This is a genomic window from Vagococcus lutrae, assembly GCF_003987555.1.
GTDB lineage: Bacteria > Bacillota > Bacilli > Lactobacillales > Vagococcaceae > Vagococcus_A > Vagococcus_A lutrae.
Genome location: NZ_NGJW01000007.1, coordinates 23552 through 36804, shown reverse-complemented (window position 1 = coordinate 36804; position 13253 = coordinate 23552). Strand labels below are relative to the sequence as shown.

Here is a 13253-nt window from a genome sequence, read left to right as displayed (position 1 = left end):
TTCGATGTTTTTTTTATAAAGAAATCTCCTTGTTTTCAAAAGAAGAAAACAAGGAGATTTTATTTTTTAAAATTGTATGTAGAAGACAATTTCAATAATAATCGTCATAATCGTCATACTGAAAAGCTGTTGAACATTATCTTGAAAATACGTTAAGATGACGTATATACCAATAATAAACAGCAATACAATGAAAAAGACGAGTAAAGAAAAAGCCCCAGTCATATAAAAAGCAAAGCTAATAATAACAGCGATTAGTGACGCGCCTACACTATATAGGCCGAAGCGTCCTTTATTACCATTTAACAAATAAAAACCTTGAGCTAAAAATTCAACGCTTAACCAAAGGGCGACACTAAATGAAAGTGGTAATAAAGCAGTTAGCTTTAACTCATAGTTTGGGTGAATGATTAAAAAGGAATTGAAAATCCCCCCTTGAAATAAAGCAATCATTAGCGGGAAGAAGAACATTTCTTGATAAACTTCAGATTTTAAATAGGCGATAAGTTGAATGACTTCATAAATTAATAAAAGTAATCCAAATTGCAACGTTGTTTTATTGATGAAGTTTAAAATGAAAATAGCACTCACTACCAGTTTTAGTCCGTAAATAGGAATTGAGATGTGTTTGTGGCGACGATGTCCCTCTCTTAATAGAGTTAAGGAAATATTACTTAAGACGAGATAAAAAATAAGTAAAATAAAAGGGGGAGAAAAAAGTTGTTTTCCTGATTGTAAAAATAATCCAGGTAATAGACTGGCGATAGCTTGTGTAAAAGCCATGAGCATCATCGGCCCAATACTCAAGCGATTCGCTTCGTTAAGTTTGAAAGTATAGTTCAATTTGAGATACCTCACAATTTATATTAAATTCACTAAGTCTATCGTATAGAATGGACTTTGATTCGTCAAGCAAGTATCGAATATTTTAAACGAAAAGGTGCATTTCGTTCTATTTTTTGATATACTAGGAACGTTGCAAGATTCCCGATAGGATTTAAAGATGTGTATCTTTGAAGATTCCTTGTAACCGACTATTATTTAGGGGGAATATAAATGAAAGAACGAAAATTATTTACGTCAGAATCTGTTTCTGAAGGGCATCCCGATAAGATTGCCGACCAAATTAGCGATGCTATTTTAGATGCTTTGCTAGAGAAAGATCCGATGGCGCGTGTGGCGTGTGAAACGTCTGTTACGACTGGGCTAGTTTTAGTGTTTGGTGAAATTTCAACCAATGCCTATGTAGACATACAAAAAGTTGTCCGTCAAACGATTAAAGATATCGGCTACACACGAGCAAAATTTGGCTTTGATGGGGATACTTGTGCGGTAATGACAGCGATTGATGAGCAGTCAGCCGATATTGCACAAGGTGTCGACGATGCATTGGAAACACGTTCTGAAAAAGACAATGCGGATATTGGTGCTGGAGATCAAGGATTGATGTTTGGTTACGCTTGTAATGAAACACCCGAGTTGATGCCACTACCGATTGCGATTAGTCATCGTTTAGTAAAACGTTTGGCAGAACTGCGTAAAGCAAATGTCTTACCTTATTTAAGACCCGATGCTAAAGCGCAAGTAACGGTAGAGTATGATGAGGCAGGCTTACCACTTCGTGTCGATACAGTGGTTATTAGTACGCAACACGATGAAGAAGTAACATTGGAAACGATTCAAGAAGATATTAAAGCACAAGTTATCAAAGAAGTTATTCCGCACGATTTATTAGATGAAAATACGCATTATTATATAAATCCAACAGGACGCTTCGTAATCGGTGGGCCACAAGGAGATGCCGGTTTAACCGGTCGTAAAATTATTGTGGATACTTATGGCGGATACGCTCGTCACGGTGGGGGTGCATTTTCTGGTAAAGATGCGACGAAAGTTGACCGTTCAGCCAGTTATGCCGCACGCTATATTGCTAAAAATATTGTTGCAGCTGAATTAGCAACTCATTGTGAAGTACAGCTAGCTTATGCGATTGGCGTGGCACAGCCTGTTTCGATTTCTGTGGAAACATTTGGAACGGGTAAAGTTTCAGAATCCCGATTAGTCGAAGCAATTCGTCAACATTTTGACTTGCGTCCGGCTGGTATTATTGAGATGTTAGACTTACGACGTCCAATTTATAAAAAAACAGCTGCATACGGACATTTTGGTCGTACAGATGCTGACTTTACTTGGGAAAAAACAGACAAAGCGTCCGTTTTAAAACAAGCGTTAGCAGAGTAATAGAGGCGATCCTAATCATTTTTTGGTTAGGATCCCTTTTTTACGTCAACTTTATTTAACAGGAGTTAAAAAAACAAAGGAGTGTTGAAATGAAACAAAGAGAAACAAACGTTAAAATTGTAACATTAACGGTTTTTATCGCGACCTTTATGACGGCGATTGAGGCGACGATTTTAGCGACAGCTATGCCAACTATCTCAGCGACTTTAAAGGGTGGCGAGATTATGAGTTGGGTCTTTTCGATTTATTTATTGACGAATGCGATGATGACCCCTATTTATGGAAAGTTAACCGACAGTATCGGTCGAAAGCCAGTCTTTCAGTTCGGGATATTCATGTTTATTTTAGGTTCTGCGCTGTGTGGAATTTCAGATAATATGGTTCAGCTAATTTTATTCCGAGCGATTCAAGGGATTGGTGCAGGTGCTATTATGCCTGTGGCGTTAACGATTATTGGAGATATTTATACGGTAGAAAAACGTGCGAAAGTGTTAGGTTATAATAGTGCTGCTTGGGGAATTGCCAGTGTGGTTGGCCCGCTAGCAGGTGGGTTTATTGTAGATAGTATTGGCTGGCACTGGATTTTCTTCGTCAATATTCCTATTGGTATTATCTTGATGATTTTATTGCAATTATTTTTAGTAGAACCGAAGAAGGACACGGAGAAACTACCTGTCGATTATGCTGGAAGTTTAACTCTTATGGTTTTATTATTATCGCTGATGTATGGTTTCCAAACGATAAGTGATGCTGGCAGAGTGACAACTCAAACGTGGTTGTGTTTTGGCTTAACAGCTATTGCAACAGTCATGTTCGTACGAGTCGAGGGCAAAGCGAAAGATCCGGTTATATCTTTAACATTATTAAAAAATTGGCCCTTTATGGTCGTTAATATTATTGCAGCCCTTGTAAGTGGTTTTTTAATGGGGTTAGATGTGTACATTCCTATGTGGATGCAAGGACTATTGGGAATGAAAGCCGCTTATGGTGGTTTAGCCTTAACACCTTTGTCAGTCACTTGGATAGGTGGGTCATTTATTGCGGGTCGTTTACTCGATAAAACCACGACTAAACGGGCGTTGACGGTAGGGTTAACGATTATTATGCTAGGAGCTGTGGCACTGGCTATCGCTCCCGCGCAATTATCTTTTTGGGCTTTTTGTCTGATTACAGCTTGGACGGGGATTGGTTTAGGTATTACGATTACCTGTGCGACGGTTAAAGCGCAAAGTAGCGTACCGAAAGAAAATATGGGAGTCGCGACATCATTTAATACGCTATCTCGAACGTTAGGTCAAACCATTATGGTGTCTATTTTTGGTGTGGTACTAAATCATCAAATTAATCATCAATTAAGTTTACCGCAACATCAATCATTAACACGTGAAATGGTTGATGAAGTAGCAAATCCTCATTTCTTAGTTAATCTACCAGCTGAATTAATCGATACGCTGCGTGATATTTTGTATAGTGGGTTGCATAGTATTTATGTAGTGGGTGTGTTACTTTTAATTTTAGCTCAAGTCTTAAATCAGTTTCAAAAAGGTGAGAGTTTAAATCACACTTTGTAAGACATAAAAAAGAAGCAGTAAAATGACATTGGCATCGCCAATGGTCATTTTGTCTGCTTCTTTTATTTTTTTTCAATCGCAATTAAAAGAGGGGGATTGTTTTTTTGATTGAGAAACTGATAGCTAGCAACTGACACAATTTTTTGGTCTAATTTTTTAACATAATCAAGGACAGCATCACGTTCAAGTGCACCTTCTGTATGGCCGTGATAGACGACGAGTAAAATACGACCGCCTTTCACTAAGCGAGAAATGAGTTGCGTGATTGCTTCAATCGTGCGTTCTGGTAACGTAACGATTTCTTTGTTTCCTTGTGGTAAATAGCCTAGATTAAAAAGAGCAACTCGGATATCATCAGTTGTTTCACAGTACGATGATAATAGGTGATGACTGGCATGAATTAACTCTACACGGTCGATTAGTTTCTCTTTTTCCAAGCGTTCAGTCGTGTTCTTAATAGCTTGTTCTTGAATATCAAAGCCGATTACTTTGCCAGTTTCTCCCACTAGATGTGCTAGGAAGACCGTATCATGACCGTTTCCAACTGTCGCATCCACGACAACATCTCCGGGTAAAATGACTTCTTCAGCCAGTGTATGGCTCATCTTTAAAGCAGTTTTTAACATCGTTCTCTCCTTTAATTTAGTCGGGCGTTCAATCGTCCTTGATAACTATCTCGGCGTTTTAGCTCGTTATCAATCGCGTTTAGTACTTCCCATTTTTTTAAACTCCATTGTGGCCCAATTAATGTTTCGCGTGGGGCGTCACCTGTTAGACGGTGTATTACGATTTCTGGTGGAATCAATTCTAATTGGTCGCAAACGAGTTGAACATAAGGTTCCATTTCCATTAAAGTCAATCTTCCTTCGTAATAATCACGCACCATTTTAGTGTTTTTCATGAGATGAAGCAAGTGAATTTTGATTCCTTGAATATCGGAGTCGACGACTGTGCGACGAACATTTTCGAGCATCATGTCATAATCTTCGCCAGGAAGGCCGTTAATCAAATGGGTACAAACACGAATTTGATGTTTACGTAGTTTTTCTACGCCTTCCAAGTAGGTTTGGTAGTCGTGAGCACGGTTAATCGTTCGACTGGTTTCTTCATAGGTGGTTTGCAAGCCTAGTTCTACCCATAAATAAAAACGTTGGTTGAGTTCAGCTAAATAGTCGACGACGTCATCTGGTAAACAATCAGGCCGCGTCCCGATAGAGATACCTACGACATTTTTTTCTCCTAAGACTTGTTCGAATCGATGACGAATAACGTCAACAGGAGCATGAGTATTCGTAAAATTTTGAAAATAGACGATATATTTTGTAACGTTCGGCCATTTTTCATGCATACGTCTAACTTCTTTTTGAAATTGAATTGGGAGTGGGTCTTTTGGTGCGATGATTAAATCACCAGAACCTGACACACTACAAAAAGTACAGCCACCATGAGCGACGGTTCCGTCACGATTGGGACAATCGAAACCTCCGTCTAAAGTTACTTTAAAAACTTTTTCGCCAAATTCTTGTCGAAAAGCATAGTTCAAAGTATGGAATCGTTTGTTTGGATCGTTAGCATATAAAAATGGTTGAGACATAAAAAAACTCCTTTAATCAGTTTTGATGAGATGAACGAAATGTAGCTTTTAATTTATAAGAAATAAAGTAAGGATAGGTAAAGCATAACCAAGCACCACCTAGCATGAAGCCGCCGATAATATCTGATAGGTAATGGACGCCTAGATAGATACGACTTACACCGATTAGTACGATAAGGCTAGCAAGTCCGACTTGAACGAGTAAGCGTAAGTTTCTTTTTTTAATGAGTAAGGGAGCTAGTAATATTAACGTCCCGTAAAAAAGACCGCTTGCCATGGCATGACCACTTGGAAAGCTAAAGTGCGGTGCGAAAACGAGATGAGTCACATCAGGTCGTGTTCGATGGAATAAGAATTTAATTAAATAATTACCAAGGCCTGCAATCAAGGCAGTATTGATAAAAAGCCAAATGCTTTCTATTCGGTAGCGATATTTGTAAAGTAGGCTGAGACTAATAACGAGTAGCAACGTAATCGTGACGGTATTCCCGAATTTTGTTAACCATAAGAAAATGTCCGTCAAGGTTTTAGATCGGTGGTTAACAAAGAAGTCTCGGACAGGTATATCTATTTTAAATAAAGTCTCTTCATAAAATTTGACCAAGTAGCCGATAATCATAAAGATGACTAAACCGACACTCCCGGCAAATTGCCAATATAACTTTTTCGAATGTGTCATGAAATCCCTTCTTTCAAAAAATGAAGGATTAGCAAAACGTGCTAATCCTTCATCAGTATAACATGAATTGATATAGATGTAACAAGAACCTTAATCATCTTCGCCTCTTAAATTTTCCCAAATGATTTCGTAAGGGGTGCTATAAACACGATATTCATCTCGCTCTTCCTTTGTCAGACTTTTTTTATTTGAAAGAATAAATTGTTGTTCTTTATCCGGGTAGGCATAGTATAGATACTGCTTTCCTTTTAAAGTGTTCAGTTTCACCTTTTCATTTTCTTGAGGATGAAGGAGTTCGTCAAATTGTTTTTCATTGGCAATCGGAACAATTAAAGTGAGGTCGCCGTATGACGAATGGATATCTAGTGAATCAGGCTGTTCTTCTAAATAAACATTGATAGGTCCGCTCTTACTTGTTAACGCAACATTATGAGTAGGATTAAAAAAGGTAGTTTCACCTTTCTTCTGGTCAATCGTTGTTTTTTCAGCTTGAATGTCACGCCAAGTGTTATGCTGGGTTTCAATGTGTGAGGTAACATTTTTTGCACGTGTTCCTTGAACAAACATCTGCTGGGCGACACCGTTTAAGGTCATTTCATCCATAACCTGGTTGTTTTCAAGAGATAAGGCATTACCATGATAGTTCACATCAAAATTATCAGTATGTATCGCCTGTGTGCTTAGGGAGGCAGCATTAAGTTGGTAGGTTAACGTTTTAAGTGTTAAATCAGCAATATACACGTCCTTCAACTTACTTTGTCCACTCGAGATATGTAAGCTTTCTAGATGAGCAGGCACATAGATGTCTAATTTGTCATAATCAGAAAAAACAATATGAGAGGTCTTATTCTGTCTGCTTTTTTGCCAGTCAAATTGAACGATGGATTGATTATCTTTGGTTGTTGCCTTTACTTTTATATTACGAGGAAGCCCTTGTTCTTGAAATTCAAAAGCTGTTTGTTCTGTTTGATAGATATTGATATTCTCATAGGGTAAATCAGTCAGGTCAAGTGTAGCATCTACTAACGTATCAGAAAGAGGAAGTTGCTGTTTTAAACGCTCTTTTTTCAATGATTGAAATGTATAAACACTGCCGACGGTCCCTAATATAATGGTAAAGGTGCCAATGATAAGCAGCCATTTATCTAGCTTTTTCATATTCCTGTCCCCTTTAACATAGATTTTATCGCACGAATATAGTGTCGCACGAATTTAAAGAAGTAAAAGGTAATGTACCGCATGATGACGGCTCCAATTAGACCGATGCCAAATAGTACGAGTGAAACAAATAACTGTAACCAGACGAACGAGTAGCTCTCCCATAAAGGCAATATAATTGTCACAAAAGGAGAAGCCAACAATAGGCTGACAAGTAACCAAAAACTGCCAATCATAAAGAAGATTCCCACAAGAATCCACACGAAGAAAAATAAGTTGAACGCGAGCAATCCTAGCCATTTTAATAATTTAATAGTAAAAGAGGCTCTTTTTGGTGGAGCTGTAAAGTATTGCTCGTAATCATATTGGTTACGCAAGCGAATATCATCGTCAGTTAGTTCCTGCCAATCGGATTCACGATGACGCTTTTTTGAAATGTTCACGTTGTGGTAACCTAGCTCGTTTAATATTTTTTTCGCAATATCTTTAGGTGATGCTAAGGAAGCACTGATTTCGGGCTCGCTTAAGCCTTCTTGTTTTTTTTCTTGGAAGATTTGATGATAATGCATTAAAATAGCCTCGATTTGTCGAGGTTGTAGTGGCCGTAAGTAAATTTTTAATTCAGTTAGAAAATGCTGTTCATTCATAGAATCACCTTCTTAGTCATTCGTTGTTTATTCTAATGTACCATAGATTAGTGTATTTACCATCGGCCTTAAGGCCTAAAAAAGATAGGCTCATATTACAAACTGTCACAATGTTACAAAAAGATACTATAAAGATTACAAAATATTAAATAAGAAGAATAATGTTTAAATTTTTATTAAAAGTAGGTATTATTGTACATAGGGCAGTGTCGAAACTGCCCGTTTGAACTTATTTTAATATGAAACAATGTTAATAATTGAAGGAGGACTTCTGACATGTCAAACATGCCACTTAAACAGATGAAACATTCAACCAAACGTCTTACAACACCTTTTCTTGTAAAAGATTCCATGAAGTGGTTAGGGACAACGATGCTAGTCGGAACGGGATTAGTAGCAGTGGGCTCTCAAACAGTTGCTCACGCCGATGAAATAGCCTCTAATAATCAGCAAATAACAACAAATAACCAAAGTGGACGTGCCTCCATTGGACATTTTCAATCACGTCAAGACTTTATAAATCAAATTGGGGCATCGGCGCAAACAGTCGCTGCTCAAAATGACTTGTATGCGTCTGTTATGATTGCCCAAGCTATTTTAGAAAGTGGTTGGGGCAATAGTACGCTAGCTGCGCCACCTAACCATAATTTATTTGGTATAAAAGGGAACTATTATGGGCAGTCTGTTGCTATGCAAACAGGTGAATACTTTAATAATCAGTGGGTCACGATTACTGATCATTTTAGAAAATATCCTTCTTATGCAGAGTCTTTACAAGACAATGCTTGGGTATTAAAAACGACCTCTTTCTATCCAGGTGTTCCTTTCTATGGAGGCGCATGGAAAAGTAGAACAACGAGTTACCGCGACGCAACAGCTTGGTTGACAGGACGTTATGCAACCGATCCAGGCTATGCAGGTAAATTAAATGGCATTATCGAAGCGTATGGTTTAACAGCTTATGACACGCCTGGTGGCAACACTCAAGGGATGGCGCCTTCTCCTGCCCCAAGTGCTCCGGTAACGCCTTCTCCTTCTGCACCAAATAATGAGAACACAGTGGTAGGGGAAACGTATCGTGTCGTAGCAGGCGACACCTTGTATCGTATTAGTCAGCGTTTTGGTGTTTCAGTCGGCGAGTTAAAATTATGGAATAACTTATCAAGTGATTTAATTCGTGTTGGACAGGAATTAGTGGTCACTAAGAAACTAGCAGATGAGCCTAGTGCTCCAGAAACACAACCTGAAATAGCGGAAAAACCAGCTGCACCTTCAGTACCAGATAAACCGGAAGTTGCGCCTGAAAAGCCAACGCAAACTGGCAGTGAGTACAAGGTAGTAGCAGGGGATACGCTCTATAGTATTGCCCAACGACACGGCGTTAGTGTCGCGCAATTGAAACAATGGAACCAGTTATCAAGCGACGTGATTCTTGTCGGTCAAGTATTGAACATTTCGTCTACTGTATCAGAAACAGAAAAACCAAGTACGCCTCAAGTGACGCAACCATCAATACCACAAGCAACAGAGAAAAGCTATAAAGTTGCCAGTGGCGATACTTTATATCGTATTAGCCAACGTTTTGGTGTGTCTGTTCAAAATATAAAAGATTGGAACTATTTAAAATCTGATGTGATTTTTGTCGGTCAACAATTAGTACTAAAACAACCGACAAATAGCGTAAAGCCAACACCGACGGCGCCGTCACGTCCTGACACTTCATCAGGTACTTATCGTGTTCAAGCAGGTGATACTCTTTATAGCATTGCAAATCGTCATAACATGACGGTGGCTCAATTGAAATCACTTAATCAGTTAACTTCAGATATGATTATCGTTGGTCAGACGTTAAAAACAAGTGGTCAGACGCAAGAGAAACAGCCGACAAAACCATCCGTTAGTCAGTCGTCAGAAACTAATACATCAACTTATCGTGTTAAATCTGGCGATACCCTTTATAGCATTGCACGTCAAAATGGCACGACGGTGGGTGCATTGAAACAGGCCAATGGTTTAACAAGCGATGTGATTGTGGTCGGTCAGACGTTAAGCTTAAATGGCGCGACTTCTAAACCAGTAGTGGCTCAGTCAAAACCAGCACCGGTGAAGCCATCCAATGCGGCGACATATCAAGTAAAAGCAGGCGATACTTTATATCGTATTGCAACAAACAATGGTTTATCCGTCTCGGAATTAAAAAACATTAATCAGTTAGCTTCAGATAGAATCAGTGTAGGACAGGTATTGAAACTAAACGGTAATGTAAATTCAAGCGTATCAACCGGAGCAAAACCGTCTGCTCCTGCTTCTACGGTGACTGCTAATGCTAGCACGTCACAAGCGAGTACTTATCGTGTGCAGTCAGGTGATACCCTTTATAAGATTGCTAAAAAGTTTGATACGTCTGTGGCAAACTTAAAAGATTGGAACCAATTGTCAAATGATACGATAGTCGTTGGTCAGACGCTTAAAGTTCAAGCGAAAGCGCCCGAACGAGTCAAACAGACGTATCAAGTCAAAGCAGGGGATACCTTGTGGAAAATTGCTCAGCACTTTAATGTCTCAGTCGCTCAATTAAAAGAAATGAATCAATTATCATCAGATGCGATTTCAATCAATCAAGTGTTAGTTATTAAGTAAAGTTTGCAACAAGTTAAAAGCTCTGATATAATACATTTACGATGAAGAGGAGTAGTAAAAGAGGCCTTCTTTCAGAGAGTGCATGGTCGGTGAAAATGCATAGTAAGAAATCTTTGAACTTACCTTGGAGATAGTCAGTTGATAAGACTGATTCGTTTAGCAACGTTATATGCTGAGAGTCATCTATTGTAGTGTGATAGATGAAAAATTAGGTGGTACCACGTCGAAACGAACGTCCTATAAGAGTAACTCTTACTCTTATAGGGCTTTTTTATTATCATAAAGGAGGAGTTACATGAGTTATCAACATTTGGAGATGGAAAAAAAATGGCAAGATTTTTGGCGAGACACGCATCAATTTAAGACAACAGAGGATCCTGATAAACCAACATTTTATGCGTTGGATATGTTTCCTTACCCATCAGGAGAAGGATTACACGTAGGACATCCTGAAGGTTATACTGCTACGGATATTTTATCTCGTATGAAACGAAGTCAAGGCTATAATGTTTTACATCCTATGGGGTGGGATGCTTTTGGCTTGCCTGCCGAACAATATGCGCTAGATACAGGAAATGACCCCGCAGAGTTTACAGCACAAAATATTGAAACATTTCGTCGTCAAATTAACTCATTAGGATTTAGTTATGACTGGGATCGTGAAATTAACACTACTGATCCAGAATATTACAAATGGACGCAATGGATTTTTACCAAGCTTTTTGAAAAAGGCTTAGCTTATGAAGCGGAAGTCGCAGTTAACTGGTGTCCAGCGCTAGGTACTGTATTAGCGAATGAAGAAGTGATTGACGGTCTATCCGAGCGTGGCAGTCACCCTGTTTATCGCGTGCCGATGAAACAATGGATGTTAAAAATCACAGCCTATGCTGATCGTTTAATTGATGATTTAGACTTAGTAGATTGGCCAGAGAATATTAAAGAAATGCAACGTCACTGGATTGGTCGCTCAGAAGGGGCGAAGGTTCGCTTTGAAATAGAAGGAACAGATGAGACATTTACAGTATTTACGACACGTCCAGATACTTTGTTTGGCTCAACCTACGCTGTATTAGCACCGGAATTAGAGCTCGTACAAAAAATTACAACGCCTGAACAACGTGACGCAGTTGCGGCATATATCAAAGAAACTGAGAAAAAATCAGACTTACTTCGTACTGAACTTTCAAAAGAAAAAACAGGTGTCTTTACTGGAGCCTATGCGATTAACCCTGCTAATGGCGAAAAAATGCCAATTTGGATTGCCGATTATGTGCTTGCAACGTATGGAACAGGCGCTATTATGGCAGTACCCGCTCACGATCAACGTGACTATGAATTTGCCAAAACATTTGATTTACCAATAATTCCAGTTGTAGATGCCGATGTTTCAGAAGAAGCCTACACGGGAGATGGCGCGCATATTAACTCTGACTTCTTAAATGGCTTAGAACAAGAAGCGGCAATTGAAAAAATGCTAGGTTGGTTAGAGGAAAAAGAAATCGGTCATAAAGAAGTGAATTATCGTTTACGTGATTGGTTATTCTCTCGTCAGCGTTACTGGGGTGAACCGATTCCAGTGATTCATTGGGAAGACGGCACTACTACCACCGTGCCAGAAGAAGAGCTACCATTAGAGCTACCGATTGCTACGGATATTCATCCAAGTGGAACGGGCGAATCGCCATTAGCTAATATTGAAGACTGGGTGAATGTAGTGGACCCAGAAACAGGGATGAAAGGTCGTCGCGAAACGAATACTATGCCACAATGGGCGGGAAGTTCTTGGTACTATTTACGTTTTATCGACCCACATAATACGGAACAAATTGCTGACCCAGAAAAACTAAAATTCTGGCTACCAATTGATATGTATATCGGGGGAGCTGAACATGCGGTTCTTCACTTATTATATGCTCGTTTCTGGCATAAATTCTTGTATGATATCGGTGTAGTTCATACGAAAGAACCATTCCAACGCTTGTTTAACCAAGGGATGATTTTAGGAAACAACAATGAAAAAATGTCTAAATCTAAAGGGAATGTCGTGAACCCGGATGACGTTGTCAATAAATACGGTGCTGATACACTTCGTCTATATGAAATGTTTATGGGACCTTTAGATGCTTCCATTGCTTGGAGTGAAAAAGGTCTAGAAGGTAGTCGTAAGTTCTTAGACCGTGTATGGCGCTTGATGATTGATGAAGAAGGAAAACTACGCGACCGCATTACCACATTTAATGACGGTAAATTAACGAAAGTTTATCATCAAACTGTGAAAAAAGTGACAGAAGATTATGAAGTGATGCATTTCAACACGGCTATTTCGCAATTGATGGTGTTTGTCAATGAAGCGAATAAGCAAGAAGCGTTACCAATCGAATACATGAACGGGTTTGTTCAATTGTTAGCTCCTGTTGCACCTCATATTGGAGAAGAGCTATGGTCACGTTTAGGAAATGAAGGAAGTATAACCTATGTTCCTTGGCCAGAATATGATGAGCATCATTTGATAGAAGATACGCTTGAAATCGTCATTCAGATTAACGGAAAAGTACGCGAACGTATGATGGTTGCGCGAGATACGTCTCAAAAAGAATTGGAAGAATTGGCTTTAGCTAATGAAACAATTCAAGCCCAAATTGAAGGGAAAACGATTCGTAAAATTATCGCAGTACCAAATAAACTCGTTAATATCGTAGCAAATTAAAGCAATCGAAAGCGTA

Annotated in this window: 10 protein-coding genes, 1 riboswitch and 1 other annotated feature; of the genes, 4 read left to right on the top strand and 6 right to left on the bottom strand. The window is 39.0% G+C overall.

The features are described 5' to 3' along the window. Nucleotides 1-66 precede the first annotated feature (66 nt). Complete coding sequence (locus tag CBF33_RS06090; protein ID WP_126762535.1) at nucleotides 67-843, bottom strand: hypothetical protein; 777 nt, start codon at nucleotides 841-843, stop codon at nucleotides 67-69. A gap of 128 nt (nucleotides 844-971) precedes the next feature. Further along, a riboswitch (SMK box riboswitch) is annotated at nucleotides 972-1059 on the top strand. Between CBF33_RS06090 and metK the strand changes: the two genes are divergently transcribed. Next, entirely contained in the window at nucleotides 1057-2241 is a 1185-nt protein-coding gene (gene metK, locus CBF33_RS06085; RefSeq protein WP_126762533.1) for a methionine adenosyltransferase, read from the top strand. (Overlaps the previous riboswitch by 3 nt.) A gap of 89 nt (nucleotides 2242-2330) precedes the next feature. Continuing rightward, on the top strand, nucleotides 2331-3812 hold the full coding sequence (locus tag CBF33_RS06080; RefSeq protein WP_126762530.1) for an MDR family MFS transporter: 1482 nt from the start codon (nucleotides 2331-2333) through the stop codon (nucleotides 3810-3812). A 62-nt stretch (nucleotides 3813-3874) separates the two neighbouring features. On the opposite strand, the gene mnmM is transcribed toward CBF33_RS06080, so the two are convergent. From mnmM to CBF33_RS06055, 5 genes are all read right to left on the bottom strand, one after another. Next, nucleotides 3875-4438: a tRNA 5-(aminomethyl)-2-thiouridylate-methyltransferase MnmM gene (gene mnmM, locus CBF33_RS06075; protein WP_126762528.1), complete on the bottom strand. Its 564-nt coding sequence runs from the start codon at nucleotides 4436-4438 to the stop codon at nucleotides 3875-3877. Nucleotides 4439-4449: 11 nt separating this feature from the next. Further along, entirely contained in the window at nucleotides 4450-5406 is a 957-nt protein-coding gene (gene mnmL, locus CBF33_RS06070; protein ID WP_126762526.1) for a tRNA modification radical SAM protein MnmL/YtqA, read from the bottom strand. A 16-nt stretch (nucleotides 5407-5422) separates the two neighbouring features. Further along, nucleotides 5423-6085 (bottom strand): phosphatase PAP2 family protein, encoded by a 663-nt coding sequence (locus CBF33_RS06065; RefSeq protein WP_126762524.1) that lies wholly within the window; start codon nucleotides 6083-6085, stop codon nucleotides 5423-5425. A 90-nt stretch (nucleotides 6086-6175) separates the two neighbouring features. Then, the gene (locus tag CBF33_RS06060) at nucleotides 6176-7243 is read right to left on the bottom strand and encodes a DUF4097 family beta strand repeat-containing protein (RefSeq protein ID WP_126762522.1); all 1068 of its coding nucleotides are present in this window, start codon (nucleotides 7241-7243) and stop codon (nucleotides 6176-6178) included. Next, nucleotides 7240-7890 carry a DUF1700 domain-containing protein gene (locus CBF33_RS06055; RefSeq protein WP_126762520.1) on the bottom strand — a complete coding sequence of 217 codons (651 nt, stop codon included), beginning with the start codon at nucleotides 7888-7890 and terminating at the stop codon, nucleotides 7240-7242. The genes CBF33_RS06060 and CBF33_RS06055 overlap by 4 nt, the downstream gene beginning before the upstream one ends. 276 nt (nucleotides 7891-8166) lie before the next feature. On the opposite strand from CBF33_RS06055, the gene CBF33_RS09665 reads away from it, so the two are divergent. After that, a complete protein-coding gene (locus CBF33_RS09665) occupies nucleotides 8167-10530 on the top strand; it encodes a LysM peptidoglycan-binding domain-containing protein (protein WP_126762518.1) in 2364 nt (787 codons plus the stop codon). 32 nt (nucleotides 10531-10562) lie between these two features. After that, nucleotides 10563-10773 (top strand) — a binding site (T-box leader). A 52-nt stretch (nucleotides 10774-10825) separates the two neighbouring features. Continuing rightward, entirely contained in the window at nucleotides 10826-13237 is a 2412-nt protein-coding gene (gene leuS, locus CBF33_RS06045; RefSeq protein WP_126762516.1) for a leucine--tRNA ligase, read from the top strand. The last annotated feature ends 16 nt before the right edge of the window (nucleotides 13238-13253 follow it).

Bases quoted from the DNA above. Each gene is read 5' to 3' on its own strand.
- CBF33_RS06055 (WP_126762520.1), bottom strand. From the start codon at position 7,890: ATGAATGAACAGCATTTTCTAACTGAATTAAAAATTTACTTACGGCCA.
- CBF33_RS06080 (WP_126762530.1), top strand. From the start codon at position 2,331: ATGAAACAAAGAGAAACAAACGTTAAAATTGTAACATTAACGGTTTTT.
- mnmL (WP_126762526.1), bottom strand. From the start codon at position 5,406: ATGTCTCAACCATTTTTATATGCTAACGATCCAAACAAACGATTCCAT.
- CBF33_RS06065 (WP_126762524.1), bottom strand. From the start codon at position 6,085: ATGACACATTCGAAAAAGTTATATTGGCAATTTGCCGGGAGTGTCGGT.
- mnmM (WP_126762528.1), bottom strand. From the start codon at position 4,438: ATGTTAAAAACTGCTTTAAAGATGAGCCATACACTGGCTGAAGAAGTC.
- leuS (WP_126762516.1), top strand. From the start codon at position 10,826: ATGAGTTATCAACATTTGGAGATGGAAAAAAAATGGCAAGATTTTTGG.
- metK (WP_126762533.1), top strand. From the start codon at position 1,057: ATGAAAGAACGAAAATTATTTACGTCAGAATCTGTTTCTGAAGGGCAT.
- CBF33_RS09665 (WP_126762518.1), top strand. From the start codon at position 8,167: ATGTCAAACATGCCACTTAAACAGATGAAACATTCAACCAAACGTCTT.
- CBF33_RS06060 (WP_126762522.1), bottom strand. From the start codon at position 7,243: ATGAAAAAGCTAGATAAATGGCTGCTTATCATTGGCACCTTTACCATT.